Genomic DNA, 23,392 nt, shown 5'->3' with positions numbered 1-23,392 from the left:
GTACGAGTGCGTCGAACCTGACCTTCAATGGCGAAGGCATGTTCTCGTAAACCGACGACGCGGCGTGATTCATACGCGGCGTGTTGATGTTGATCTCGTTACTAGACCCGTGAGGCCATCCCATGGATATTCGCAACAAAGCCAACCGCATTCGGTTGCTCAATTTCTCCACACCGCAAATGCGCGCGTTCCACTTCTCTTGGTTTGCTTTCCACCTCTGCTTCTTTGGCTGGTTCGGCATTGCCCCTCTCATGGCGGTGGTTCGTGAAGACTTAGCGCTTACCCAAACACAAATTGGCAACACGATTATCGCCTCGGTGGCGATCACCGTCATTGTGCGGCTGCTGATTGGCGTGCTATGCGACCGCCTCGGGCCGCGTAAGACTTACTCAGGCTTATTATTGCTAGGCTCAATCCCCGTCATGGGCATTGGCCTGGCCGACAGCTTTGAAACCTTTCTCATCGCACGCTTGGCCATTGGCGCCATTGGCGCGTCATTTGTCATTACTCAGTACCACACTTCCATCATGTTTGCGCCCAACGTGGTCGGCACGGCCAACGCCACCAGTGCAGGCTGGGGGAACTTAGGTGGCGGCACCACACAGATCGTAATGCCGCTGATTTTTGCCGGGATGTTGATGCTGGGGGTTAACGAGGCGCTGGGCTGGCGGTTAGCCATGGTGGTGCCGGGCGTTGTGTTGTTCTGCACCGGGATTGCCTACTGGCTGTTTACGCAAGATGCGCCAGACGGCAATTTTGACGAACTGCGCGCCCGCGGCGAGCTACCTGAAGCCAACGGTGAAAACGGCGCATTACAATGCTTTATGGTGGCGGCGAAAGACATTCGTGTTTGGGCGTTATTTGTGGTGTATGGCCTGTGCTTTGGCGTGGAACTAACCATCAACAACATTGCCGCGATCTACTTCTTCGATAATTTTGATCTAACACTCGCTACGGCCGGGGTGATCGCCGGGCTGTTTGGCTTGATGAATATTTTTGCACGCACCCTGGGGGGCGTATTTTCTGACTTATTTGCCAAACAAGGAGGGTTAAAAGGCCGCGTGCGTTGGCTGTTGGTCGCCCTAATTTGCGAGGGGGTTGCCCTGATTGCGTTTTCACAGATGCATGTATTAAGTCTAGCCATCGGTATCATGCTGGTTTTCAGCCTCTTTGTGCAGATGGCCGAGGGCGCCACCTACGGCGTGGTACCGTTTATTAATAAAAAAGCGATGGGGGCGGTCGCCGGCATCGTGGGCGCAGGCGGCAATGTCGGGGCAGTCTCCGCCGCTTTTTTATTCCGTAGCGAAAGCCTTACCTACCAACAGGGTTTATTTTACCTGGGCTTGGCCGTACTGGCCCTAGCATCGTGCGTATTGCTGGTACGCTTCAGCGACGCTCAAGAAACCGAAGCGGCTATTGCCTACCGCGATGCGGTGGGCGACGACACCGGCGCCGGCGCCCTCTCGTTACGCTAAACGCCGCCTTCTACAAGACCCAGCTGCGCACGTCCAGGGACGTGCGCAGCGTATGGAGGTGAGCCACAAGGAATTGCATTATGTCTTCAGCCCAACAGCTACTGTTAACCGCCAAACGTTGCGATATCGACAACCTCACCCACCTTGCAACCACATGTGAAATTGTCGGCGATATTAGTCACTTTATTCACATGTTGCAGCGTGAGCGGGGGGCATCGACGATTTTTTTAGTCTCTCAGGGCAAACGTTTCAAACAGCGCCGCGCCACGTATCAGCAGCATAGCCAAGATGCCGAAGCACTAATGCGCCGTCGCTTGGAAACGTTAAGCGAAGAAGTGCGACCTCAGGCCGCCGCGCGCCTGCTGCGCCGCATTGCCACTGTGTGGTATGCACTTGATGAACTCAGCGCGCTGCGTCACGCCATTGATACCTTCGCCATTACACCAGACGCTGCCACCCAAGCGTTTAATCAATTGACCAGCGGTTTGCTGGCAATTGTGTTTGAAGCCGCCGATACGGCCATCGACCCAGACATCACCCGTGCCTTGGTGGCTATTTTCCATTTGATGCAAGGTAAAGAGTTGGCCGGACAAGAGCGCGCCTGTGGTGCCTTCGGCTTTACCCAAGGGCATTTTGACGAGGCCCATAGCTCGCTGCTTACTCAATTGATCACCGACCAACAGCGTTACTTTGATACCTTTCTGGAATTTGCCACACCCGATGCTCAACAACGCTGGCGGCAAGAACTGTCGCACCGCACGCTCTCCGGCATCAGCCATTTGCGCGACACTGCCTGCCAGCGCGCGTCGCCCCCTGATACGCCGGAGTCAGCGTCGATGGGTGAAACTTGGTACGAACTCACGACGTTGCGCATCGATAGCATTAAATGTGTGGAGGATGCACTCAACGCCCAGCTCACCGCGCTATGCCATGAAAAAATTCACCAAGCCAACACGTCATTGGAAAAAGCCAAAGCCGAACCTTGCGCTAACACCCCAGCGCCCTGCGAACAGCTGCTGGCATTAAGTCATTCAGAGCCGCTGGGCGATTTGACCGCCAACGCACTGAATTCTCCGCTTGGCCGTTCGCTGATAGAACTCACCCAGGCACAGTCCAGCCGCTTACAGGGGCTGAGCGATGAGTTGGAAAATACCCGCAAAGCCCTACGCGAACGCAAACTGGTCGAGCGAGCCAAAGGCCTGATCATGGCCCACCAAGGCATGACCGAAGAAGAAGCTTACCGTTTCCTGCGCACCACCTCGATGAACCAAAGCAAAAGCATGGCCGACATGGCACAGTCAGTTCTTGATCTGTCCCCCATGCTGAATCGCAAAGACGAAAGTCACTGACGTTCCCGCACTATTCGTTTGCAGGCTTACGGTTTGCATAACCTCGCTCAGTTAGCCATGCTTAAAAGCCATTGATGGTTAACCGTAAGGAACGCAAACGATGCATAAAAATGTATTACTGATCACGGGGGCCTCGAGTGGAATCGGAGCCGCCACGGCGCGTGCTGCTGCTAGGGAAGGCTACAGACTGGTGTTAGCCGCCCGCTCAACGGACAAACTCACCGCGCTTGCCCAAGAGCTCGGACCGGAAAACGTGCTAACCTGTGCGCTCGATGTCACCCGAATGGATGACCAACGCGCCATGGTCAACGAAGCGCTGGAAACGTTTGGCCAGATTGATGCCGTCTTCGCTAACGCCGGATGCGGCGGCGCGCCCGGGGGCTTCAGCCAGGCCGACCACGAGCGCTGGAAGGACATGATTCTAACCAATGTTTACGGCGTAGGGCTTACCCTTCAAGCCTGCTTACCGGCGCTAAAACGCAGCAAAGGCCATGTACTTCTCACAGGTTCTGCAGCCGGGCGTGCGACCATTCCCGGCTCTATGTACAGTGCCTCTAAGTGGGCGGTGACCGGTATCGGCTACAACCTACGCGAGGAACTGCGCGGCACCGGCATGCGGGTGACGTTAATCGAACCCGGCATGGTCGACACACCGTTTTTCGACGAACCGCCCGAACATGCGCTGCAAGATCGTGATATTGCCAATGCCGTCGTTTACGCGCTGGCACAGCCGTCCCATGTCGACGTTAACGAAATATTGATTCGCCCTACCCCACCCCTGGCATAACACGATTTCAACGGCCAAGGCGCTGCTGATCGGTCATATCAAGGGGGTACATCTCACACCTGGCCTACATAACGCGCTTGGTTCTCAGCGGATGCCGGGCTTGCCGCAACACGCTGCACCACGCTGCCCACGACAATCAAGCAGGGTGACGCCAACGGATGGGCAGCGAGTTTTTCCGGCATATCAGCAAGCGAGCCCACTAGTGACTGCTGCTCGGGCTTGCTGGCATTGGCTACCAGCATGATCGGCCACGCGTCAGGCAGCCCCGCCTGGCGCAGGCCGTGGCAAATCGCGTCGACCTTGGAAAGCCCCATGTAAAACACCAGGGTTTCATCCTTGCGCGCCAGTGCCGCCCAATCTGGGGTGCCGTCTTCGCGGCATAGCTGGGCGGTGATAAAGCGCAACTGCTGGGCATGGCCACGATCCGTCAGCGGAATGCCCATACAGGCGGCAGCAGCAGAGGCAGCGGTAATCCCCGGCACAATGGCCGCAGGCACTTGGGCGGCGGTCAGGGCATCCAGCTCTTCGCCCATTCGCGCAAAGAACGCCGGGTCGCCGCCTTTGAGGCGCACCACCGACTTACCTTCGCCCACCAGCTTGACCATTAAGGCGCCAATCTCATTTTGGGGAACGCTATGGTGACCACGGGACTTGCCGACGTAGTAGCGCTCGCTGCTCTTAGGGATCAGCGCCAGCACGTCATCGCCCACCAGGCGGTCGTAGACAACGGCGTCCGCCTGCATCAGCAGCCGTGCGGCTTTCAAGGTTAGCAACTCCGCATCGCCACTACCGGCGCCGACCAAATAGACCTGTCCGGCGCGGCACTCGCCCCGCAGCGGCAAACGTAAATCTGCACTATGAGAGGCCGACGACAACAGCGCGCGGGGGGAAAGGCGCATAAAAGCGTTAAACCACTTCTGGATTAGGGGTTTGCTTAGCGCGGGCATTGGGCCGCTCCTCTTCAATAAGTGATTTCAATTCGGGAATACAGCTACCACACTGAGTGCCGCAGGCGAGCCTTGCCCCCAGTGCTTCAACGCTGGTATCCCCCGCGCGAATGGCGTTGGCGATACTAGTTTGACCCACTTGGTGGCAGCTGCATACCACCGGGCCGGTATCCGCAGCGCCGTCGTCGCAACCCGCCAATAAACGGCGGCGGTGGCTATCACTCAGCGCCGAATCGTTAAAACGCGCTTCCAACCACGCCAGACCCGGTAGCTCTTTGGGCGGGCCGACCATCAGCCACCACCGCAGTTGGCCGTTTTCCACACAGGCCGCGCGCAACCGCCCGCTGGCGAGGTCTTGGCTGACGACCGATACGTTGCCCGGCAACCAGGCTTCAAGCTGTGTCAGCCAATCACCCACCGGCAGGGTGTCGGCAAGCTGCCAGCGCTGGCAACCGTGCATGGGAATACGCGCCCAGTAAGCACTAGTGTACCAGGGGGTTGATTCAGCTGCCCCATCGGCGACCAGCAGGGTGGCCTGCCAGCTGTTGTTGAGGGGCGCCAACGCCACGGCGCCGTGTTTCGATTCTGGCTGACCGGAGGACGGATCGGTGATGCTGTCGATCAGCGCGCTGCTTCTGGCCTGGCGGGTGAAGCAGTCGGTCCAGTGGATAGGCACAAAGACCTCACCCTGGCGCTGGGCATTGGATACCCGCACCCGAGCGCGAAATTCGCCTTTCGCGGCGGTCAACACCGCCAGCCCTTGATCAACCACCCCGGCGGTGTGAGCGTCCTCCGGGTGTACCTCCATAAACGGCTCCGCGCGGTGATTCATTAACCGAGGCGACCGGGCGGTGCGGGTCATGGTGTGCCACTGATCACGAATCCGGCCGGTGTTCAGACGCAGTGGGTAGGCAGCACTCAGCGCCTGCTTAGGCCCTTGGGGCTTGATCGCCAGCAGCTTGGCGCGACCATTGGCAGTGGCAAACTCGCCATCCTCAAACAGCCGTGCCGTGCCGTGGGGCGCGTCCTTTGTGACCGGCCATTGAATGGGTGCTAAGGCGTCATAGCCTTCTTGGCCAAGGCCTACTAAACCCGATATATCAAACAACCGCTGCGGGCTGCCTGACACCGAGCTGTTATCAACACCGTTTTCAAGCCCGTTTTCAAACCCAGATAGACGAGCGTGCTCGTCGAAGATCTCCCAAGGATGCGCATAGCTAAACGCCTCGGCAAACCCCAGCCGTTTGGCTACTTCGCCCATTACCCACCAATCGTGACGCGCCTCGCCAGGGGGCGGCAGCAGGCCCCGCTGGCGGGAAATACACCGCTCGGAGTTGGTAACGGTACCGTCTTTCTCCGACCAGCCCGATGCTGGCAGCACAATATCCGCGTAAGGCAGCATATCGGTGTGGGCGGCGCACTCGGAAACAATCACTAACGGGCACTTTTCCAGCGCAGCGCGCACCCGCGCAGCATCGGGCAGGCTAATCGCCGGGTTGGTGGCCATCACCCACAGCGCGGTTATCTCGCCCCGCTCAATGGCCTCAAATAGCGCTACCGCTTTATAGCCTGGGCCTTCCGGCAAGGTTGGCGTCAAGCTGTCGGTAGCCCAGAAGCGGGTGACCAAATCCAGGGCGCCTGGGGAGTGGTAATCCATATGCGCAGCTAACTGGTTAGCCAGCCCACCCACTTCGCGGCCACCCATGGCGTTGGGCTGGCCAGTAATTGAGAACGGCCCGGCCCCCGGCAAGCCAATTTTACCCCCGGCCAAGTGGCCGTTAATAATCGCGTTGCACTTATCGGTACCACTGGCGGATTGGTTAACGCCCTGGGAGTAAAGTGTGACCACATGCAGTTGGCTGGCAAACCAGTAGTAGAAGGTTTCCAGCCGCTCGGGGTCGACCTCGCAAGCCGCCGCGACCTCCGCCACCGAGCCCGCCGTTTGCTGGGCCGCCGCCAGGGCATCGTCAAACCCTTCGGTGTGACGCTCAAGGTAGACGGTATCAAGCCGGCGGTGCTCTTGCATCCACGCCAGCAGACCGTTAAACAGGTAGGCGTCGCTACCTGGCTTGATCCCCAGGTAGAGGTCAGCGATTTCGCAACTATCAGTGACGCGCGGGTCGATCACCACCAAACGCATCAGCGGGTTACGCTCTTTGGCGACTTTGATGCGCTGGTAGAGCACCGGGTGATTCCAGGCCAGGTTGGAACCCACCAGCACGATCAGCTCCGCTTCTTCCAGATCCTCGTAGTTGCACGGCACCGCATCGGCGCCGAAAGCGCGCTTGTAGCCGGCCACCGCCGAGGCCATACATAGCCGCGAATTGGTATCTAAATGGGGTGTGCCCAAAAAGCCTTTAAACAGCTTATTGGCGACGTAGTAATCTTCAGTGAGCAACTGACCGGAAAGGTACGCCGCCACGCTGTGGTTGCCATGCTCGGCCCGCTGGGTAGTTAAACGTTCAGCAGTGGCGCTCAGGGCATCATCCCAGGAGACCTCAACGCCATCGACACGAGGTCGCGTCAGCCGCCCCTGCTCGCCCAGGGTTTCGTGTAGCGCAGCCCCCTTAACACACAGCCGCCCGTAGTTCGCCGGGTGTTCGCGGTCGCCCTCGACAGAACTCAGCGTGCCCGCGTCTATGGTCGCCGTCACGCCACAGCCGACGCCGCAGTAAGGGCAGGTAGTTTTGGCTTGCTGCGTCGTTTTGGACTGCTGCATAAATACTCCTTGGGTCGCACCTGAATGCCGTGCATAAAAAAACGCCCAGTCCCATCTTCCAATACACTTTAAAAACGTATTGGGAAAAGAGGGCTGGACGTCGTTGCCACAGCGCACCTTCGCCGGTGCAATACTCATTTTCTAACGGCTTTGGAATTATTCGCTGCCATTGTTGTTGATGAACGCAATACAATGCGCGATTGTTCCTTGTGCATAGGTAGTTGCAAACACTAGGCCGTTATCCGCCATTTATTATCAAAATCCTTCAAAAACATAATGTTAAACAAAAACTACGCCCGCTCTCCGGCGTTCACTGCCTCGCCACCGCCCTATATTTGTGTGCTAAGAGTGCAAACCACCACCCTATGCGCACCAGCAGCGTGCACACAGTCAGTAATCGCACTCACCAGTGCTGTTTTGCGCACCCTCTCAAGGCAATGAAAACAAAGTAAAAAAAAAGCATACCCGGAAGTTGGCAGCTGACTTGCTTGTTATTAGCCATAGATAACTTGTTGGCAGCCAATGGCGGCTGCTGCGCGTTACCAGACGCCACCGGGCAACGACGCCCCTGACCTCGTTTTTCCTAATCACTAGGAGAAGCGCTGTGTCGGGGGCGTTTTTTGTTTGGTGCTCGAGCATCCGCAAAGACACAGAGGAGACACCCATGGAAACCACTTCCCGGTGCTCACCTAACGACGATCTCAACGACCATCCCAATAACCATCTAGTGATTATTGGTAACGGCATGGCCAGCCACCGATTGGTGGAAACGCTGGTCAAACAGCCCACACGCCCCCAGCGCATCACGGTGATTGGCGCCGAGTCATCCCCTGCCTATAACCGTATTCTGCTTTCGCCACTGCTGGCCGGTGAAATGCAGCAGGACGCGCTTACGCTGCGCGATGCCCAGTGGTACGCCGAACAGGGCGTCACCCTGATACTGGGTGAAAAGGTCGAAACACTTGACCGCTCGTGCCAAACACTGACCACCGACAGCGGCCGTTCGCTTGATTACGATCATCTGGTCATCGCCACCGGCTCGCGCCCAGCGCTACCCGACGTTCCAGGTATTGAGCTTGCGGGCGTCCACGGTTTTCGCGACTTGCAAGATGCAGCAGCGCTTGAAGCGATTGCTCAAAGCGACGGTGATGCGGTGGTGATTGGCGGTGGCCTGCTGGGCCTTGAAGCCGCTGAAGGGCTGCGTAAGCGCGGCAACGACATCAAGGTCAGCGTGCTCCAGCGCAGCGATCGGCTGATGAACCGCCAGTTGGATACCACCGCCGCACACCTGCTTCAAGACGAACTGACCCAGCGCGGCTTAGAGATCATCACCGGCGCCCAGTTAGCGCGGTTAGACGCCGATGCCCAGGGCCGGGTCGACACACTACACCTTGCCGATGGCCGCCAGTTGAACGCCACCAGCGTGATTATCGCCGCCGGCATTACCCCCAATGCGGAACTTGGCCAACAGGCAGGCCTGACTACCCAGCGCGGCATCGTGGTGGACGAATGGCTCACCACCAGCGACCCAGCGATTTCAGCGCTGGGCGAATGCTGCCAGTTCGATGGCACCACCTACGGCTTAGTCGAGCCGATCTGGCGTCAGGTAGAGGTACTCGCCGCGACGCTATGCGGCACAGCCAGCCAGGGCTACGCGGATGCCCCCAGCGCCACCAAACTCAAAATCAGCGGCGTGGCGCTCTACGCCTTTGGCCCCACCGAGGCCAGCGCCGAACATGACGTATTGAGTTACCACGACATTGAGCGCGGCGACTACCGCCGCCTACTGCTGCGCGATGGCCAAATCGAAGGCGCGGTGCTTTACGGCGACACCAGCCAAGGCCCCTGGTACTTCGAGCAGGCCTTGGCCGGCACCGACCTGAGCGCATTTCGTCAGGCGCTGCTGTTTGGTGCAGCCGATGTAGAAGTGCTCAAAGATCAGCAGAACGACACACCCCATTTATCGACCTCAGAGGCGGCATAATGATGTCTTCCAAGAATCCTGAACAGCTTATTATTATTGGTAACGGCATGGTCGGCCACCACTTGGTCGAGCAGTTAGTCGATAACGGCGCCCTCGAGCGTTATCAGGTCACCGTGTTTGGCGAAGAGCGCCACCGGGCCTACGACCGGGTGCACCTGTCAGAATACTTCAGCGGCCGAGATGCCGATTCGCTGGCGCTTTGCGAGGCGGATTACTACGCCACCAGTGGTGTGGAACTGCGCACTGGCGAAGCCGTCATCGAGATCGACCGCAGCGCTCACGAAGTGGTCACCGATCAGGGCCGCTACCCCTATGACCGCATCGTACTGGCCACCGGTTCCTTCCCGTTTGTGCCGCCGATTCCCGGTAACGACCGCGAGGGCTGCCTGGTATATCGCACCCTGGATGATCTTGATGCCATCCAAGCCGCCGCCGAAAACGCCACCAATGGAGTGGTGGTCGGTGGCGGCCTACTGGGCCTTGAGGCTGCCAATGCGCTGCGCGGCTTGAACCTCGACACCGCCGTGGTGGAGTTTGCCTCGCGGCTGATGCCGATGCAGGTGGATAACGAAGGCGGCGAGCTGCTGCGCGAAAAAATCGAAGCGCTGGGCGTGCAGGTGCTCACCGAGCGCGCCACCCAGCGCATCGAGGACGGCGACAACAGCCATCACCGCATGGTCTTCCAGGACGACAAGGTGCTAGAAACCGACCTGATCGTGTTTTCCGCCGGTATTCGCCCCCGCGACCAGTTGGCCCGCGAGTGCGACCTGGAGATCGGCGAACGCGGTGGCGTGGTGGTCGACGATCAATGCCGCACCAGCGACCCTGCGATTCTTGCGATTGGCGAAGTCGCGCTGTGGAATCAGAGCATTTTCGGCCTGGTCGCCCCCGGCTATCAAATGGCCAAGGCCGCTCTCGCCACGCTGACCGACGGCGACACCCGCTTTGGCGGCGCGGACATGAGCACCAAGCTCAAACTGCTCGGCGTGGATGTCGGTTCGATTGGCGACGCCCACGGTAACCAGAACCCCGGGGCGCGGATGTTCCGCTACCTCGACCCGCTGACCCAGGTATACCGCAAAATGGTGGTATCCAGCGACGGCAAGAAGCTGCTGGGCGCCATGCTGGTGGGCGATAACAGCGCCTACGACACCCTGCTGCAGTATTACGCCAACGGCATTGAGCTGCCCGACGAACCCGCCTCGCTGATTCTGCCGCAAAGCAGTGGCGCCGCGCCCACGCTCGGCCCTGGTGCACTGCCGGAAACCGCCACCATCTGCTCGTGCCACAACGTCACCAAGGGCGATATTTGCGCCACCATCGATGACGGCGCAGTCGACCTTGGCGGCGTCAAAGACGTCACCAAAGCCAGTACCGGCTGTGGCGGTTGTACGGCACTGCTGAAAAGCGTGGTTGACCACGAGCTGGAAGCACGGGGCGTCGAGGTCGATAAATCGATCTGCGAACACTTCGCCTTCACCCGCCAGGAGCTTTACGACATCGTGCGTGTAGAAGGTATCAAGACCTTCAGCGAGCTGATTGGCAAGCACGGCAACGACGAGACTCACCGCCTGGGCTGCGATATCTGCAAACCCGCCGTGGCGTCCATTCTCGCCTCCTGCTTCAACGAGCCGATCACCGACGCTGCCCACGTGCCGCTGCAGGATACCAACGACACCTTCATGGCCAACATGCAGAAAAATGGCACCTATTCGGTGGTGCCGCGTGTCGCCGGTGGCGAAATCACCCCCGACAAGCTGATCGTGCTCGGCGAAGTCGCCAAGAAGTACGGCCTCTACTCCAAAGTCACCGGCGGCCAGCGCATCGACCTGTTCGGCGCGCGCCTGGAAGACCTGCCGGATATCTGGGGCGAGCTGATCGAAGCCGGCTTTGAAACCGGCCACGCCTACGGCAAGTCGCTGCGCACCGTTAAATCTTGCGTGGGCAGTACCTGGTGCCGCTACGGCGTGCAGGACAGCGTCGGCATGGCGATCCAACTGGAAAATCGCTACAAGGGGCTGCGCTCGCCGCACAAGATCAAGTTTGGCGTGTCCGGCTGCACCCGCGAGTGTGCCGAGGCGCAAAGCAAGGATATCGGCATTATCGCCACGGAAAACGGCTGGAACCTGTATGTCTGCGGCAACGGCGGCATGCGCCCGCGTCACGCCGAACTGTTCGCCACCGATCTTGACGACGAGCAGCTGTACCGCACCATCGACCGCTTTCTGATGTTCTACGTGCGCACCGCCGACCGTCTCCAGCGCACCTCGGTATGGCGCGAAAACCTCGACGGCGGTTTGGACTACCTCAAGGAAGTCATCCTGGAAGACAGCCTGGGAATCAACGACGAGCTTGAACGGCAGATGCAGACCGTGGTGGACACCTACCAGTGCGAATGGGCCGACGCCATCAGCGACCCGGAGAAACTCAAGCGCTTCCGCAGCTTCGTCAACGACGACCGCCCGGATCCGTCGATCATTATGACCAGCGAGCGCGGCCAGCTACGGCCTGCTTGATCGGCGCGTTAACTGACTCTGAATAAAAACGAGGTACCTTATGACCACAACGGCAATGAAAAAAGAGATGGATACGATGGCGTGGCAAAAAGTCTGTACCAAAGTCGATCTTGTGGAATTTTCCGGCGTCGCCGCCTGGCTTGAAACCGCCGACGGCCCCGCGCAAGTAGCGATTTTTTATCTTCCCGGCCAGGGGAATGAGCTTTTCGCGCTTGATCATCACGATCCTTTCTCCAACGCCAACGTGATTGCCCGGGGGATTGTGGGCGACCTTAAGGGCGCGGCGGTGGTCGCATCGCCCATCTACAAGCAGCACTTCCGCCTTGAAGACGGCCAGTGTTTAGAGGACGAGGACGTCAAGCTGCGAACCTGGAAGATCGAATTTAAAGGGGATGAGGTGTGGGTAGAGGGCTAAGCTGCGTTCCTAGCTACACTTAAAGCCATGGCCGCTGAGCGCAATCCAGTCGGCCATATCGCCAAAATAGCGATACCGCGAACAAACTTGCTATCCTAGCTGGCTATTTCATTGGCACTGGCCAGGGAGCAACACGTTCGTGAAGACAGAATCCAGAACCTTAGCGTTTTCCGCCTTCATGGCGTTGCTGATCGGCTGTGCAGGCATTGCTGCTACGCTTGCCTCTAACTCGCAAGCCATTTTGCTGGACGGGTTGTTTAACCTGATTTATTTCGGCGTGGCGCTGGTCACCATCAAGGTCAGTCGCCTCGCCAGCCGTCCGGATAGCGAGGCTTACCCGTTTGGCTACAGCTACTTTGAGTCGCTGGTCAACCTATGCAAAGGCCTGCTGATTTTTGGTGTGTCGATATTCGCCCTGGTCGATGCGATTGCCGCGCTGCTCACCGGCGGGCGCGACATTGCCGCCGGGGTGGCGGTCATCTATGCACTATTTGCCACGGTCGCCTGTTCACTCACCGCCTGGGTAATGCACCGCAGCTTGCGCTTTGTCAAAAGCCCGCTGGTGGAAGCCGACAAATCGAACTGGGTCGTCAACAGCGTGATTTCGGCGTCGGTATTGACGGCGTTCTGCCTAGTGCTGTTGTTTGACGCGCTTGACTGGCAAACCGTGCTGCCCTACGTCGATCCGCTGCTGGTCATCGGCGTTGTGGTGCTGTGTATGGGCGTGCCGGTGCGCATGGCCACTCAAGCGCTGCACGAACTGCTCAACAAAACCCCACCCTCTGCGCTTACCGGGCCCATTCATCACGCCATCGAACAAGCTCTGGCCGATGTCGATACCGAAGAAGTGCGCGTACGCATGGTGCGCCCAGGCCGCATGCTGTATGTCATCGTGCACGTGGTGTTACCCAGCAACACCTTGCTTAACAGCGTAGTGAGCCTGGATGCCCTGCGCACTCAACTGGATCAACACATTCGCCAATGCTACTCGCCAGTGGTCTGCGATGTGGTCTTCACCGCCGACAAACGCTGGGCGGCACCGTCCTGTGGCGAGCTGGTGGAAAAACAGCGCTAGGCCACAGGTTAGTTACCATCAGACGTTACTTCGCTGTATACGCTGGTTTTTAACAGCAAGCCGATGACCATGATGACGCCAATCAGTAGCGCGGCCCCAAACAGCGTTAATGCCGCCGTATGCCCCACGGCATCAATCAGTAACCCCGTTGTTATCACGGGAAGGCTGAAACCTAGATAGGCCATCAAAAAATACCCTGCGCTGGCCTGTGTGGAAAGTGACTCCGAAATACCCAGCACGCCACTTAATCCACCTAAGTAAATAAACCCATAGCAGGCACTGCTAGCGGCAAACGTTCCGACTAGTACCGCTGTCAATTGACCTTGCAGCGCACCCCATGTAATTAGCGCATACGCCAAAGGCAGAATAAGCAATCCCATTATGGTGGCGTTGCGGGGTGACAACCTTCTCGCCCAGGGCTGAAACAACACACCGCAGCTGCAAATACCAAAGGTGGCAAATCCGCTCCAGGCGGTTAACCCATGTTGGCCCAACGCCGAAGGAAGAATCGCTATTACCAACCCCACCACTGCCCACGCCAGCATAATCGCTAAACCGTAATATAAGGCGCCATGGGGATAGCGCGGCAAACGTAACATGGCACCTTGGGAGGTTTTAACGGTGTGATCTGGAAGCGTAGCAACCATTACAATCGCCAGCGCAGCAGCACACAGGTAAAGCCATAGGCTAGGTGGGGCCACACTGGTTGCCTGGAGCATAAACAGGCTGGTAATGGCGGCTCCTAAACCAAACCCGAGTGCCGTGCTGGCCGTGACATAGTTCGTGGCAATACGCTTATCTTCGCCGCTCAACAACATTTGCATATAAATGGGGGCGACCGCTGACATCAGCGCCGTTCCAATACCCAGTAAAAAGCGCGCAACGCCTAACGCCAACAGGCTCGGCGCGATTAGGGTAAGCGCGGTAGCTAAAAAGCTAAGTAGCAGTGCCGTAATGATTAAGGGCTTGCGTCCTACTCTTTCGGCTAATCCATTTAAGCCCAGCAACACCGGCATGATGCCCGCCACATAGCAAGCGAAAGCAATAGTGCTCGCCCCAACACCCAAGCCGTCGCGCGTTGCGATTACATCGTAAAGAGGCGCCTGCAAATTAACGGCAGTGGTGATCATGCATAGTGCAAACGATAGACGGACGGCGTTACATCGGTTCATGACTCTGTCCCTGATAGTGACTGGCTGAACCGTTACGCTCGCATCCATACGAATAATGGGTAAGGTACACTTAACTATCATTATCACGACACTGTTCCGCTTTTTTTGCAAACAGTTAGGGGCAACAGGGCCTTTTATGAAACTACACGTTAACCGACGTGCTGCTACCTCTATAACGCAACAGCTTGAAGATGGGATTCGCGATTGGATCCAAGACCATGGCGCAGGTGGTGGCCGACGTTTACCGTCTATACGTCGCTTAGCCGCAACACACGACATCAGCCGTAACGCGGTGATCGAGGCGTACGAACGACTGGTAGCGGCAGGATTAGTGCGCTCAAAACCTGGCTCAGGTTTTTATGTAGCTGATCATGCAACTTCACTGGCATCGCGACCGTCAGCGACTCATGCATTGGAGGAGGTCACCACTGGCATGTGGGGACTGTTCAGCGCTGAGGAACACTCGCTCAAGCTGGGCTGCGGTTGGCTACCCAGCCATTGGCGTGAAGGTGATGACCTTACTCACGCCATCCGCCAAGTCGCCCGTAAAAGCCGTTCAGGCATTTTTGAATACAGCACTCCCCAAGGGCCGCTGGATTTGCGCGGTTTGATACAAGAACGCTTACGCCCATTAGCGATTGCCGCGGACGCTCAGCAGATAGTGATGACCGGTGGCGGCAGCCATTCGCTGGATTTACTGGTGCGGATGCTGCTTGAACCCGGCGATGTGGTCTTTGTGGAATCGCCGGGCTATTACAACCTTTTCGGCCTGCTACACTTACAGCGAGTCCGCGTGATTGGCGGACCGCGATTAGCCGATGGGCCCGACATCGAGCGCCTGGAGGCGTTGTTAGCCCAGCACCGTCCTAAGCTATTTTTTATCAATAGTGTGTTTCACAACCCGACGGGGAGCAGCATAACCCCTGGCATTGCACACCGTATTTTACAACTAGCCAATCAATACGATATTCAGATTGTCGAAGATGATATTTATGCTGACTTTCAGCACACACCCACCACTCGGCTGGCGGCACTAGATGGACTCGACCGAGTTATCTACCTGGGCAGTTTTTCCAAAAGCCTCTCCTCTTCGCTACGCGTGGGATTTATCGCCGCGCCAGTAGCTTGGGTACAGCGCCTAGTAGATATCAAGATGTTGACCAGTATCTCTGCTTCGCGATTTGCAGAGCAGGTGGTCACTACCATGCTGCAAAACGGCAGTTACCGAAAGCTAACCGAGCGGTTGAGAGTCAAGCTTTCTGACCAAATGGCCATAGCGCTAAGCATGCTAAAACAGGCGGGGTGGGAAATATTCAACGAACCGGTGGGCGGCATGTTCGTGTGGGCGAAGCCACCAGAGGCCATCTCGCCCGAAACACTGAGCGAGCTAGCTAACCAGTGGGAAATCACGCTATCGGCAGGGCATTTATTCTTTGCCGATCATCAACCGACGCCCTGGCTGCGCCTTAATGTTGCTTATATGCAGGATGCCAGGGCGAAGGCGTTTATTGAGGCGGCAAGTTAAAACCAACCAGCATGCCGGAATAGTAGGTAGCTCCCCCTACTCTTCTTTTCCCTCTTTAACAGGCCATACATCGTCGTCGACCAACTCAGGGCGCTTGAGAATAGCAGGGTCAAATAACGGCTCCTTAATACCCTCACGGCGTTGGCGCTCGTAATCTTTCAGCACTGATACGGCGATCGGCCCCATGATTAGAATCGCAAACAGGTTGGTGGTGGCCATTAGCCCCATGGCCAGATCAGCAAAGTCCCATACCACGCTGAGTTCCGCCACAGAGCCAAGCAGCACCATGGCCAACACAATTACACGAAACACACTGACCGCTTTTTTAGCATGACGGCGGAATAGGTATTCGATATTAACCGACGAGAAAGAGAAGTTAGCTAAAATGGAGGTGAAGGCAAAAAACAGGATAGCCAGCGCAATAAAGATTTCACCGAAACTGCCCAGGTGATCCACCATGGCATCCTGCGTCAACTGAATGCCTTCGATGCTATCTCCCGCCGATTCGGATAGCAGGCGTTCATAAACGCCGGAAAGCAGAATCACCACGGCCGTGCAGCTACAGATCACAACGGTATCCACGAACACCCCAAATGACTGCACTAACCCCTGGGCCGCCGGGTGTTTGACTGTCGCCTGGGCAGCTGCGTTAGGCGTTGAGCCCATACCCGCCTCATTGGAAAATAGACCGCGCTTGACGCCATTTTCCATCGCCGCTTTGATGGCATAACCGGCAGCACCGCCCACCGCAGGGCCAAGGCCAAAGGCACTCATTACAATCAGCGAGAGCATGTCGGGCACGGCAGAAAGGTTATTCACCAGGATCCATAGCGCCACTAGCAGATAAGCAATTGCCATGGCTGGCACAATTTTTTCAGCGGTTCGCGCCACCGATTTGAGGCCGCCATAAATGACAAAGCCTGACAAGATGGCAATCACCACACCGGTGAGCCAATTGGGTATGCCAAAGGCGCCATTCATACCTTGAGCAATGGTATTCGATTGCGCCGCGTTAAACGCTAAGCCGTAAGCAATAACCAGGAACACTGCAAACAGCGCGCCTAGCCAGCGCCATCCCAGGCAGCGCTCGATATAGTAAGCAGGCCCGCCGCGGAATACGCCATCTTCATTTCGATGCTTATAAACCTGGGCTAGGGTCGACTCGATAAAAGCAGTGGCGAAGCCAAGCAACGCGGTGACCCACATCCAGAAAATCGCCCCCGGGCCACCAATCCACAGCGCCAGCGCCACCCCCGCTAGATTCCCGGTGCCGACCCTAGCCGCCATTGACGTGGCAAACGCCTGGAAGCCGCTAATGCCTTCCCCTGCGCCCCGAGCAGTGAAGGTGACGTAGGCCATATGACGAAACAACCGGAACTGCATACCTCGGGTCATGATCGTAAACAGCAAGCCAGCACCTAGCAGCAAATAAACAAGAATGTAGCTCCAGATAAAGTTACTGACGGGCATCATGATGGCGTAAAGACCATCGCGCAGCGGGGCTATGAGTAATTCGAGGGTCTCCATGGGAATGCTCTCCAGTTTGCTTGACGACGGCGGGAAGTGCCTTGCCCCGCTGCGTGGACTGCCTTTTACAACTTCATTCGAGTCTAGACAGTTTTTTTCTCCCAACCCAAAAAAATGGCGTCAAGTTGTATTGAGCTAAAAGGAGAGTCGTTAGATGTTAAGCACCAAGCTTGGCTTAAACAACGCTGGATTAAACTCATCTGTGTATCCTCCAGGGTTGACCATAACACGCGTACCATTGTGCAGAATATCCACCGGCTCATGAACATCACCGTGTATCCATAAGTCCATCCTCCCCATCAAGTGAGTACAGCCAGTTAGGTTCGGAAGCATCCATGGTGTCCAGTCGATCCAGATAGGTATTCTGCAGGATATACATGCGTTTCACATCGCGGTATTTGCCATTGATAAAAAACTCCTGCACCAAGTGGCCCTCTTCAGTAAAACCACTCTCCGCGTAAAGATGAATTGCTTTAACATTCTCCACCGCCACAATGAGATATACTTTATGCAGGTTTAAAATCGTGAACGAGTAGTGCAGCGCTTGGCGGATCAATGAGCGTGCAAACCCCTTGCCTTGATGGTCTGGGGTAATAATGATTTGAAACTCAGCACTACGGTGGATGTAGTCGATCTCAATCAGCTCAACCAAGCCAATCGCATTCCTACCGCTATCTTCTGCGACAAAGCGCCGTTCGGCGTTATCGTGTATATGCTTGTTATAAAGCTCCTCCAACTCGTCAAATGACTCGTAAGGCTCTTCAAACCAGTAAGACATGATGCTCTGGTTATTATTTAGCTCGTGAACAAAGCGCAGGTCGCTGCGCTCTAATGCCCGTAAATACAGTGTGTGCCCCATTGCCCGCTATCCTTATGAATATTCGTTAAGAATACTCGCTGTCAACTGACTAGCTACACAGTTCCGGCTACTCAATTTTTACTAACAGACTTGGCCGTGCTATTTACTCACTCGCTGAAACGAAAACAGCGCCGCCAACGGATGCTTCCTCCCTTCTATTAACGCCCGTAATAGCTTGGCACCAATCATGCTATAACTGATGCCGTTACCGCCATAGGCCATGGCAAAATGCACTCGTGGGCCCTGGGCGTCATGTGGGCCAAAAAACGGCAGGCCGTCGTCGGTTTCGGCAAAGGTGCCGCCCCAGGAGAAGGTGGGATTAATCTCGAGTTTAGGCCACAGCGCCTCTACTTTGCGTGCTAGCCCTTCGGCTTTTTCTTCTACCCGTGCATCGCGGCGCTTGGGAATGTCCTCGTCGTCATCGTCGCCGCCCACGAGCAGGCGTCTATCGCGCGTAGTGCGCATATACAGGTAGGGGCGGGTTGATTCCCACACCATGGTATTGCGTAGCTTACCCAGTGCTTCTGACGGTATTGGGTCAGTGATAAGTGCATAGCTGCTGCGATTGAATGCCACCGGTTCGGGCAACCAGGTTTGCGACTCATACCCCGCCGCTATTACCACATATTGGCAGCGCAGCTTGGCGCCCTTGGCCAGCGTGAGCGTGACACCCAGATCGTCCGGCGTGATCGTCTCCATTTGCGTGCGGTCGTACACTTCTCCCCCACGCTCGACGACCCTGGAAAACAGCTGATACGCCATCCGATAGGGATCCATCGTGGCCGCTAACTTAGTCAGAATAGCACCCGGGGCCTTAAAGCCGTAATCTGCCCAAATGGTCTCGCTTTCAAGCCATTCAGCGTCAAAACCATGCTTTTGGCGCAACGCCAGCTCTTCTTTAAGCGGCGCGACATCTTCTTCATTACTGGCGTAATAAAGGCTTTGCTGGCGCTCAAAATCCACATCACCCATGCCGGCGGCTAAGCTTTCAAGCTCGCCGATGGCCTCAGCACAGGCGCGATAGGCGAGTACGGCATCATCTTCCCCGTAGCGCTTAGCCAAGTCGGTCATATGGGTGTCAATTTCGTATTGCAGCAACGCCGTGCTGGCGGCTGAACTGCCCCAGCCCACATCTCGCCGTTCCAGCACCACCACTTGGTGGCCATGCTTACTTAGTTCATCGGCGATGAGAGCGCCGGTAATGCCGCCGCCAATCACCACCACCTCGCATTGATGATCGTGAGTCAACTGCGGGAAGGTTTTCAACAGGCCATTTTTGACCGCCCAAAAGGGATAACCGCTTTTCAGATCCATCTGTTTGCCTTTGCTGGGTTGCCTTAGAATGATAGAAGTCTGCTGTTAACCATAGATGGTTCCCCAGAACTTGCTTGAGAAAACGCTTCCGAGTGATTGCCCCACACAATAAAGGAGATGCGCATGATTGATTTACGCAGTGATACGGTGACCCGTCCAACCTCTGCCATGAAAGACGCCATGATGGCCGCCCCGGTTGGCGATGATGTGTGGGGCGATGACCCAACGGTGAACGCGTTTCAAGAAAATTTAGCCGAGCAAGCTGGCAAAGAGGCGGCACTGCTGTTTCCCAGCGGCACCCAAAGCAACTTAGTGGCACTAATGGCTCACTGCGAGCGCGGTGATGAGTACATTGTGGGGCAGTCAGCCCACACTTATCGTTATGAAGGTGGTGGTGCCGCAGTGCTGGGCAGCATTCAGCCCCAGCCGATTGAAAACGCCGCCGATGGCACGCTGCCACTGGAGAAAATCAGCGCGGCGATTAAAGCCGACGATTTTCACTTTGCACGCACCAAGCTGCTGGCGTTGGAAAACACCATTGGTGGCAAAGTGCTGCCCGCAGATTACGTTTTGAAAGCCACCGAACTGGCCCGGGAACGCGGCCTGGCCACGCACTTGGACGGGGCACGGCTGTTTAACGCTGTCGTGGCGAGCGACATCCCGCTTAAACAGCTTTGCCTGCCGTTTGATAGCGTCTCGCTATGCTTTTCCAAGGGGCTTGGCACGCCTATCGGCTCGGCACTGGTGGGCTCGCAAGCATTGATCGACCGCGCTCGGCGCTGGCGTAAAGTGGTGGGTGGCGGCATGCGCCAGTCGGGCATTATCGCCGCCGCCTGCCAGTATGCGTTAGATCATCACGTGGCAGACTTAGCTGACGATCACCGTCGGGCGGCGCGCTTGGCAGAGGGTTTAGCAAAGCTGCCTGGCGTCGAGATTACCGCCCAGGCAACCAATATGGTGTTCGTTCGCTTTCCCGACGAGCACGTAAAGCCCCTCTCCGCCTGGCTAAAAGAGCATGGCATATTGATTGAGCTGCTTTACGCCACGCGCTTCGTTGCCCATCGCGATGTTAATGACGCGGATATCGACAAAGTCATCGCGGTGATGGAGGCCTACTTTAGCCGTCATTAAAAACCAGTCGCCATTAACCATTGAGCGGCTTAGCCAGGATAGGATGCCCCCAGGGCAAGATGGACAGCGATACCCGCCATCATCAAGCCAATCAGACCATCGATAATGCGCCATGCGATGGGTTTTGAAAGCCAGGGCGAAAGTGCAGCGCCACCCCAGGCCAGCAGACTGAACCAGAGTATGGACGCAGTAGATGCCCCCGCCACAAATACACCGGCGCTCTCCTGCTGAGCGCCAATGGCGGGTATTAGCAGCAGCGTATCCAGATACACCTGGGGATTAAGCACGGTGACGGCAAGCGTGGCGAAAATCACTTTGGTTAAGCTGCGCGCTTTGCCCGCTTCAGCGCTCAACCCTTGCCGCCCGCTAAAGGCTCTAAATAATGCCTGGGCCGCCAGCCAGCTTAAAAACACCACGCCCACCCAGCGCATGGCTTCCAGGGCGCTGGGCATCGTCAGCAGAAAAGCACTCACCCCAAACATACCCGCGGTGAGCAGGATAATATCCGCACTCATGCACAGCCCCGCCGACCACCAGTGGTACTCACGACGAATAGCCAGCCCCAGAATGTAGGCGTTTTGCGCTCCAATCGCCATAATAATACCGCCGCACACTACCAGCCCGGTGATATAACTTTCCCACATTGCCCTGCCCCCATTGTCAGAATTAGCGTTGCTCTTTGAAAACATCGCACTAAGGTAACGGGCAGCCTGGATAACTAAAAATCATCCTGCTAATGGGGTATTAGTTTTGCTTATAGAAAGTCGTCCAAAAGATATGAATCAAAATATCGACTAAGCATGCTATTAGCTTGTAGTCGCTTCGAGTGTCTCGACCAAGAGCTCAGCAAAATGGCGTGCAGAAGGTAAGGCCCCGAAATGACTAAATGTTGCTGGCAAGTAGATCTCATCCCCGCGCTGCAAGCTACGCATATACCCCCAAATACCCTCCGCGAAAAATTGTTCATGAACGGGGCTGTTAGCATAGGGGCTTTCTAAGATTATTAAACGAGCGTCAATGTCGATCAACGCATCAATACTGACAGTCGTAAAACCCAAGTGATTGTTCTGTCCTTGCCAGGCATTGGTCAACTCCAACTGCTCCAAGGCACCTTGAAACATGCTGTTGTTCCCAAAGACCCGAGCATGGCGGTGATCCATAAAGCTAATAATTAAAAAGGGGGGCTGGTCACGAGGGAGCCTATCCCGCAATACCTGGAGCTGATGTTCGCTTTCACGTATCAAGCTTTCTGCGGATTTCATCTCACCGATGTGCTTGCCTAGCTTCCGTGTGAAAGAAGTCAGTTGCCGCCAACGGCCTGTTCGTTTTTCGCTGTTATAGGGAGTTAGGATCACTACTTTGGCAATGCCTGACAGCTGAGCAGAAATCTGTGTTAAGTACGGAGAAATCAAAATCTGCTGTGGTGAAAATTGGTTAAGAAGCTCCAAGTTGGGCTGGGAGGCTAAGCCAAGGTTAGTGGAACCCGATAAACTGGAGTTAGATAAGTAATATTGAGATCCGGGATAGGTAAATGCAACTGGGGGCAACTCCATCGCAATTAGTGTTTCAACAATACGGCTATCGAGAGCGGCAATAGTTGGGGCATTAGAAGATGCTAGGCTTTTAGTAGGCAGCGTTAAAGCCGCAATGACAACCATTGCCACTACGCTATTAAATGAAAGCCTAAGGGCAATAGTGAAACCCGGCATGATGATCTCTCTTGAACGGACCAACGATGAATATTGAGAGCAGAAGGAAAGGGGCGCGCCCCCTTCCTTTGTTTTTGAGCGTGTCGTGCATTCAATCAGAATTCAAAGCGAACACCGCTATAGAATGTTCTGGGGTCACCCACGCTTATACGAGTGTTGCCTCCTGAGGCAACAATATACTCTTCATCTGTAACGTTCTTGACACCTAGGTCGAAACGTAAGCGATCACCGCTACCAACAGGTAGGTAGTACCAGAGTCCGGCGTCAACAACGGTATAGTCACCAAGCTCAAAGCCACGGAGAGTCTCGCCAATGTTGTTTCTATGGCCGTTATCGCCATAGCGGTTGCTTGTATAGGTAATGCCGCTGCCGATACCTAGCCCTCGAAGCGCACTTTCTGGGTTCTGAAATTCATAGCTCGCCCAAAGGCTAGCAGTCGTATCAGGGACGTTACGTGGTTGGTTACCGTTTGTTGCATCATTATCGCTGACGATCTCAGCATCAAGAAAACCAATGGCGCCACGCAAGTTGAAGCCATCTATGGGGTTAGCTGCCATGGAAATTTCTATACCCTGGGATCTGATACCACCCGTTGGAACAGGCTCTCCATTGATGTTTTCGACCACATTGTCTTCGCGAAGATCAAAAATAGCTCCAGTAATAAAGTAACGGTTATCGGCTGAGCTCCATTTTATGCCCGTTTCTACCTGTTGTCCCTCACGGGGATCCTGCTCAAAGACTTCTTGATTTCCTACATATATATTTTGGGCTCTTCGTCGTTTCATGTGGATTTGGCCTGATCAAGCATGCGCCCGACTGGGCTACCGATCAGGTAGATCATGGCGATGAAGTTGGCCTCGTTCCGGTAGCCGCGTGCACGTGATCTGG

At 56.2% G+C, this 23,392-nt stretch carries 18 protein-coding genes; 9 read left to right on the top strand and 9 right to left on the bottom strand.

Going from position 1 to position 23,392, the window contains the following annotated elements; translation table 11 throughout:
• The first annotated feature begins 122 nt into the window (after positions 1 to 122).
• The 3 genes from HZS81_RS15985 (at position 123) to HZS81_RS15975 (ending at position 3,611) form a co-directional block, all read left to right on the top strand.
• Positions 123 to 1,475: a NarK family nitrate/nitrite MFS transporter gene (locus HZS81_RS15985; RefSeq protein ID WP_179931515.1), complete on the top strand. Its 1,353-nt coding sequence runs from the start codon at positions 123 to 125 to the stop codon at positions 1,473 to 1,475.
• Positions 1,476 to 1,555: 80 nt separating this feature from the next.
• Positions 1,556 to 2,824, top strand: coding sequence for a nitrate regulatory protein (locus HZS81_RS15980; RefSeq protein ID WP_179931514.1), 1,269 nt, complete (start codon positions 1,556 to 1,558; stop codon positions 2,822 to 2,824).
• 100 nt (positions 2,825 to 2,924) lie between these two features.
• On the top strand, positions 2,925 to 3,611 hold the full coding sequence (locus tag HZS81_RS15975; protein ID WP_179931513.1) for an SDR family oxidoreductase: 687 nt from the start codon (positions 2,925 to 2,927) through the stop codon (positions 3,609 to 3,611).
• Positions 3,612 to 3,664: 53 nt separating this feature from the next.
• On the opposite strand, the gene cobA is transcribed toward HZS81_RS15975, so the two are convergent.
• Together cobA and HZS81_RS15965 are read right to left on the bottom strand one after the other, a co-directional pair.
• On the bottom strand, positions 3,665 to 4,558 hold the full coding sequence (gene cobA, locus HZS81_RS15970; protein ID WP_179931512.1) for a uroporphyrinogen-III C-methyltransferase: 894 nt from the start codon (positions 4,556 to 4,558) through the stop codon (positions 3,665 to 3,667).
• Positions 4,518 to 7,277, bottom strand: coding sequence for a nitrate reductase (locus HZS81_RS15965; protein WP_179931511.1), 2,760 nt, complete (start codon positions 7,275 to 7,277; stop codon positions 4,518 to 4,520). The genes cobA and HZS81_RS15965 overlap by 41 nt, the downstream gene beginning before the upstream one ends.
• 664 nt (positions 7,278 to 7,941) lie before the next feature.
• On the opposite strand from HZS81_RS15965, the gene HZS81_RS15960 reads away from it, so the two are divergent.
• From HZS81_RS15960 to HZS81_RS15945, 4 genes are all read left to right on the top strand, one after another.
• Positions 7,942 to 9,261: an NAD(P)/FAD-dependent oxidoreductase gene (locus HZS81_RS15960; protein ID WP_179931510.1), complete on the top strand. Its 1,320-nt coding sequence runs from the start codon at positions 7,942 to 7,944 to the stop codon at positions 9,259 to 9,261.
• Entirely contained in the window at positions 9,261 to 11,777 is a 2,517-nt protein-coding gene (gene nirB, locus HZS81_RS15955; protein WP_422141773.1) for a nitrite reductase large subunit NirB, read from the top strand. The genes HZS81_RS15960 and nirB overlap by 1 nt, the downstream gene beginning before the upstream one ends.
• Before the next feature lie 40 nt (positions 11,778 to 11,817).
• A complete protein-coding gene (gene nirD / locus HZS81_RS15950; RefSeq protein WP_179931509.1) occupies positions 11,818 to 12,192 on the top strand; it encodes a nitrite reductase small subunit NirD in 375 nt (124 codons plus the stop codon).
• 139 nt (positions 12,193 to 12,331) lie between these two features.
• Positions 12,332 to 13,267 (top strand): cation diffusion facilitator family transporter, encoded by a 936-nt coding sequence (locus tag HZS81_RS15945; protein ID WP_179931508.1) that lies wholly within the window; start codon positions 12,332 to 12,334, stop codon positions 13,265 to 13,267.
• An 8-nt stretch (positions 13,268 to 13,275) separates the two neighbouring features.
• Here HZS81_RS15945 and HZS81_RS15940 read toward each other — a convergent pair whose 3' ends face one another.
• Entirely contained in the window at positions 13,276 to 14,439 is a 1,164-nt protein-coding gene (locus HZS81_RS15940; RefSeq protein WP_179931507.1) for an MFS transporter, read from the bottom strand.
• 136 nt (positions 14,440 to 14,575) lie between these two features.
• Between HZS81_RS15940 and HZS81_RS15935 the strand changes: the two genes are divergently transcribed.
• Positions 14,576 to 15,964, top strand: a complete 1,389-nt coding sequence (locus HZS81_RS15935; RefSeq protein ID WP_179931506.1) for an aminotransferase-like domain-containing protein — start codon at positions 14,576 to 14,578, stop codon at positions 15,962 to 15,964.
• A gap of 36 nt (positions 15,965 to 16,000) precedes the next feature.
• Here the strand turns inward: HZS81_RS15935 and HZS81_RS15930 are convergent, their stop codons facing one another.
• The 3 genes from HZS81_RS15930 to HZS81_RS15920 all read right to left on the bottom strand — a co-directional run bounded on the left by HZS81_RS15930 (position 16,001) and on the right by HZS81_RS15920 (position 19,664).
• Positions 16,001 to 17,491 (bottom strand): alanine/glycine:cation symporter family protein, encoded by a 1,491-nt coding sequence (locus tag HZS81_RS15930; protein WP_179931505.1) that lies wholly within the window; start codon positions 17,489 to 17,491, stop codon positions 16,001 to 16,003.
• A gap of 268 nt (positions 17,492 to 17,759) precedes the next feature.
• Complete coding sequence (gene speG / locus HZS81_RS15925; protein ID WP_179931504.1) at positions 17,760 to 18,350, bottom strand: spermidine N1-acetyltransferase; 591 nt, start codon at positions 18,348 to 18,350, stop codon at positions 17,760 to 17,762.
• Positions 18,351 to 18,449: 99 nt separating this feature from the next.
• Positions 18,450 to 19,664 (bottom strand): NAD(P)/FAD-dependent oxidoreductase, encoded by a 1,215-nt coding sequence (locus HZS81_RS15920; protein WP_179931503.1) that lies wholly within the window; start codon positions 19,662 to 19,664, stop codon positions 18,450 to 18,452.
• Positions 19,665 to 19,787: 123 nt separating this feature from the next.
• Between HZS81_RS15920 and ltaE the strand changes: the two genes are divergently transcribed.
• On the top strand, positions 19,788 to 20,795 hold the full coding sequence (gene ltaE / locus HZS81_RS15915; protein ID WP_179931502.1) for a low-specificity L-threonine aldolase: 1,008 nt from the start codon (positions 19,788 to 19,790) through the stop codon (positions 20,793 to 20,795).
• A 29-nt stretch (positions 20,796 to 20,824) separates the two neighbouring features.
• On the opposite strand, the gene HZS81_RS15910 is transcribed toward ltaE, so the two are convergent.
• From HZS81_RS15910 to HZS81_RS15900, 3 genes are all read right to left on the bottom strand, one after another.
• Positions 20,825 to 21,439, bottom strand: a complete 615-nt coding sequence (locus HZS81_RS15910) for a LysE/ArgO family amino acid transporter (protein ID WP_179931501.1) — start codon at positions 21,437 to 21,439, stop codon at positions 20,825 to 20,827.
• Between the two features lie 162 nt (positions 21,440 to 21,601).
• Positions 21,602 to 22,504 carry an ABC transporter substrate-binding protein gene (locus HZS81_RS15905; RefSeq protein WP_089707655.1) on the bottom strand — a complete coding sequence of 301 codons (903 nt, stop codon included), beginning with the start codon at positions 22,502 to 22,504 and terminating at the stop codon, positions 21,602 to 21,604.
• Positions 22,505 to 22,599: 95 nt separating this feature from the next.
• A complete protein-coding gene (locus tag HZS81_RS15900; RefSeq protein ID WP_241697534.1) occupies positions 22,600 to 23,289 on the bottom strand; it encodes a TonB-dependent siderophore receptor in 690 nt (229 codons plus the stop codon).
• Between the last annotated feature and the right edge of the window lie 103 nt (positions 23,290 to 23,392).

Origin of the sequence: Vreelandella salicampi, assembly GCF_013415105.1 — a bacterium.
Classification (GTDB): domain Bacteria; phylum Pseudomonadota; class Gammaproteobacteria; order Pseudomonadales; family Halomonadaceae; genus Vreelandella; species Vreelandella salicampi.
Note: the sequence above shows the minus strand (reverse complement) of the source record. Positions and strands in the feature narration are given on the sequence as shown.

Excerpts from the sequence above, each read along its gene's own strand:
- HZS81_RS15985 (WP_179931515.1), top strand. The coding sequence starts at position 123 with ATGGATATTCGCAACAAAGCCAACCGCATTCGGTTGCTCAATTTCTCC.
- HZS81_RS15980 (WP_179931514.1), top strand. The coding sequence starts at position 1,556 with ATGTCTTCAGCCCAACAGCTACTGTTAACCGCCAAACGTTGCGATATC.
- HZS81_RS15975 (WP_179931513.1), top strand. The coding sequence starts at position 2,925 with ATGCATAAAAATGTATTACTGATCACGGGGGCCTCGAGTGGAATCGGA.
- cobA (WP_179931512.1), bottom strand. The coding sequence starts at position 4,558 with ATGCCCGCGCTAAGCAAACCCCTAATCCAGAAGTGGTTTAACGCTTTT.
- HZS81_RS15965 (WP_179931511.1), bottom strand. The coding sequence starts at position 7,277 with ATGCAGCAGTCCAAAACGACGCAGCAAGCCAAAACTACCTGCCCTTAC.
- HZS81_RS15960 (WP_179931510.1), top strand. The coding sequence starts at position 7,942 with ATGGAAACCACTTCCCGGTGCTCACCTAACGACGATCTCAACGACCAT.
- nirB (WP_422141773.1), top strand. The coding sequence starts at position 9,261 with ATGATGTCTTCCAAGAATCCTGAACAGCTTATTATTATTGGTAACGGC.
- nirD (WP_179931509.1), top strand. The coding sequence starts at position 11,818 with ATGACCACAACGGCAATGAAAAAAGAGATGGATACGATGGCGTGGCAA.
- HZS81_RS15940 (WP_179931507.1), bottom strand. The coding sequence starts at position 14,439 with ATGAACCGATGTAACGCCGTCCGTCTATCGTTTGCACTATGCATGATC.
- HZS81_RS15935 (WP_179931506.1), top strand. The coding sequence starts at position 14,576 with ATGAAACTACACGTTAACCGACGTGCTGCTACCTCTATAACGCAACAG.
- HZS81_RS15930 (WP_179931505.1), bottom strand. The coding sequence starts at position 17,491 with ATGGAGACCCTCGAATTACTCATAGCCCCGCTGCGCGATGGTCTTTAC.
- speG (WP_179931504.1), bottom strand. The coding sequence starts at position 18,350 with ATGGGGCACACACTGTATTTACGGGCATTAGAGCGCAGCGACCTGCGC.
- HZS81_RS15920 (WP_179931503.1), bottom strand. The coding sequence starts at position 19,664 with ATGGATCTGAAAAGCGGTTATCCCTTTTGGGCGGTCAAAAATGGCCTG.
- ltaE (WP_179931502.1), top strand. The coding sequence starts at position 19,788 with ATGATTGATTTACGCAGTGATACGGTGACCCGTCCAACCTCTGCCATG.
- HZS81_RS15910 (WP_179931501.1), bottom strand. The coding sequence starts at position 21,439 with ATGTGGGAAAGTTATATCACCGGGCTGGTAGTGTGCGGCGGTATTATT.
- HZS81_RS15905 (WP_089707655.1), bottom strand. The coding sequence starts at position 22,504 with ATGCCGGGTTTCACTATTGCCCTTAGGCTTTCATTTAATAGCGTAGTG.
- HZS81_RS15900 (WP_241697534.1), bottom strand. The coding sequence starts at position 23,289 with ATGAAACGACGAAGAGCCCAAAATATATATGTAGGAAATCAAGAAGTC.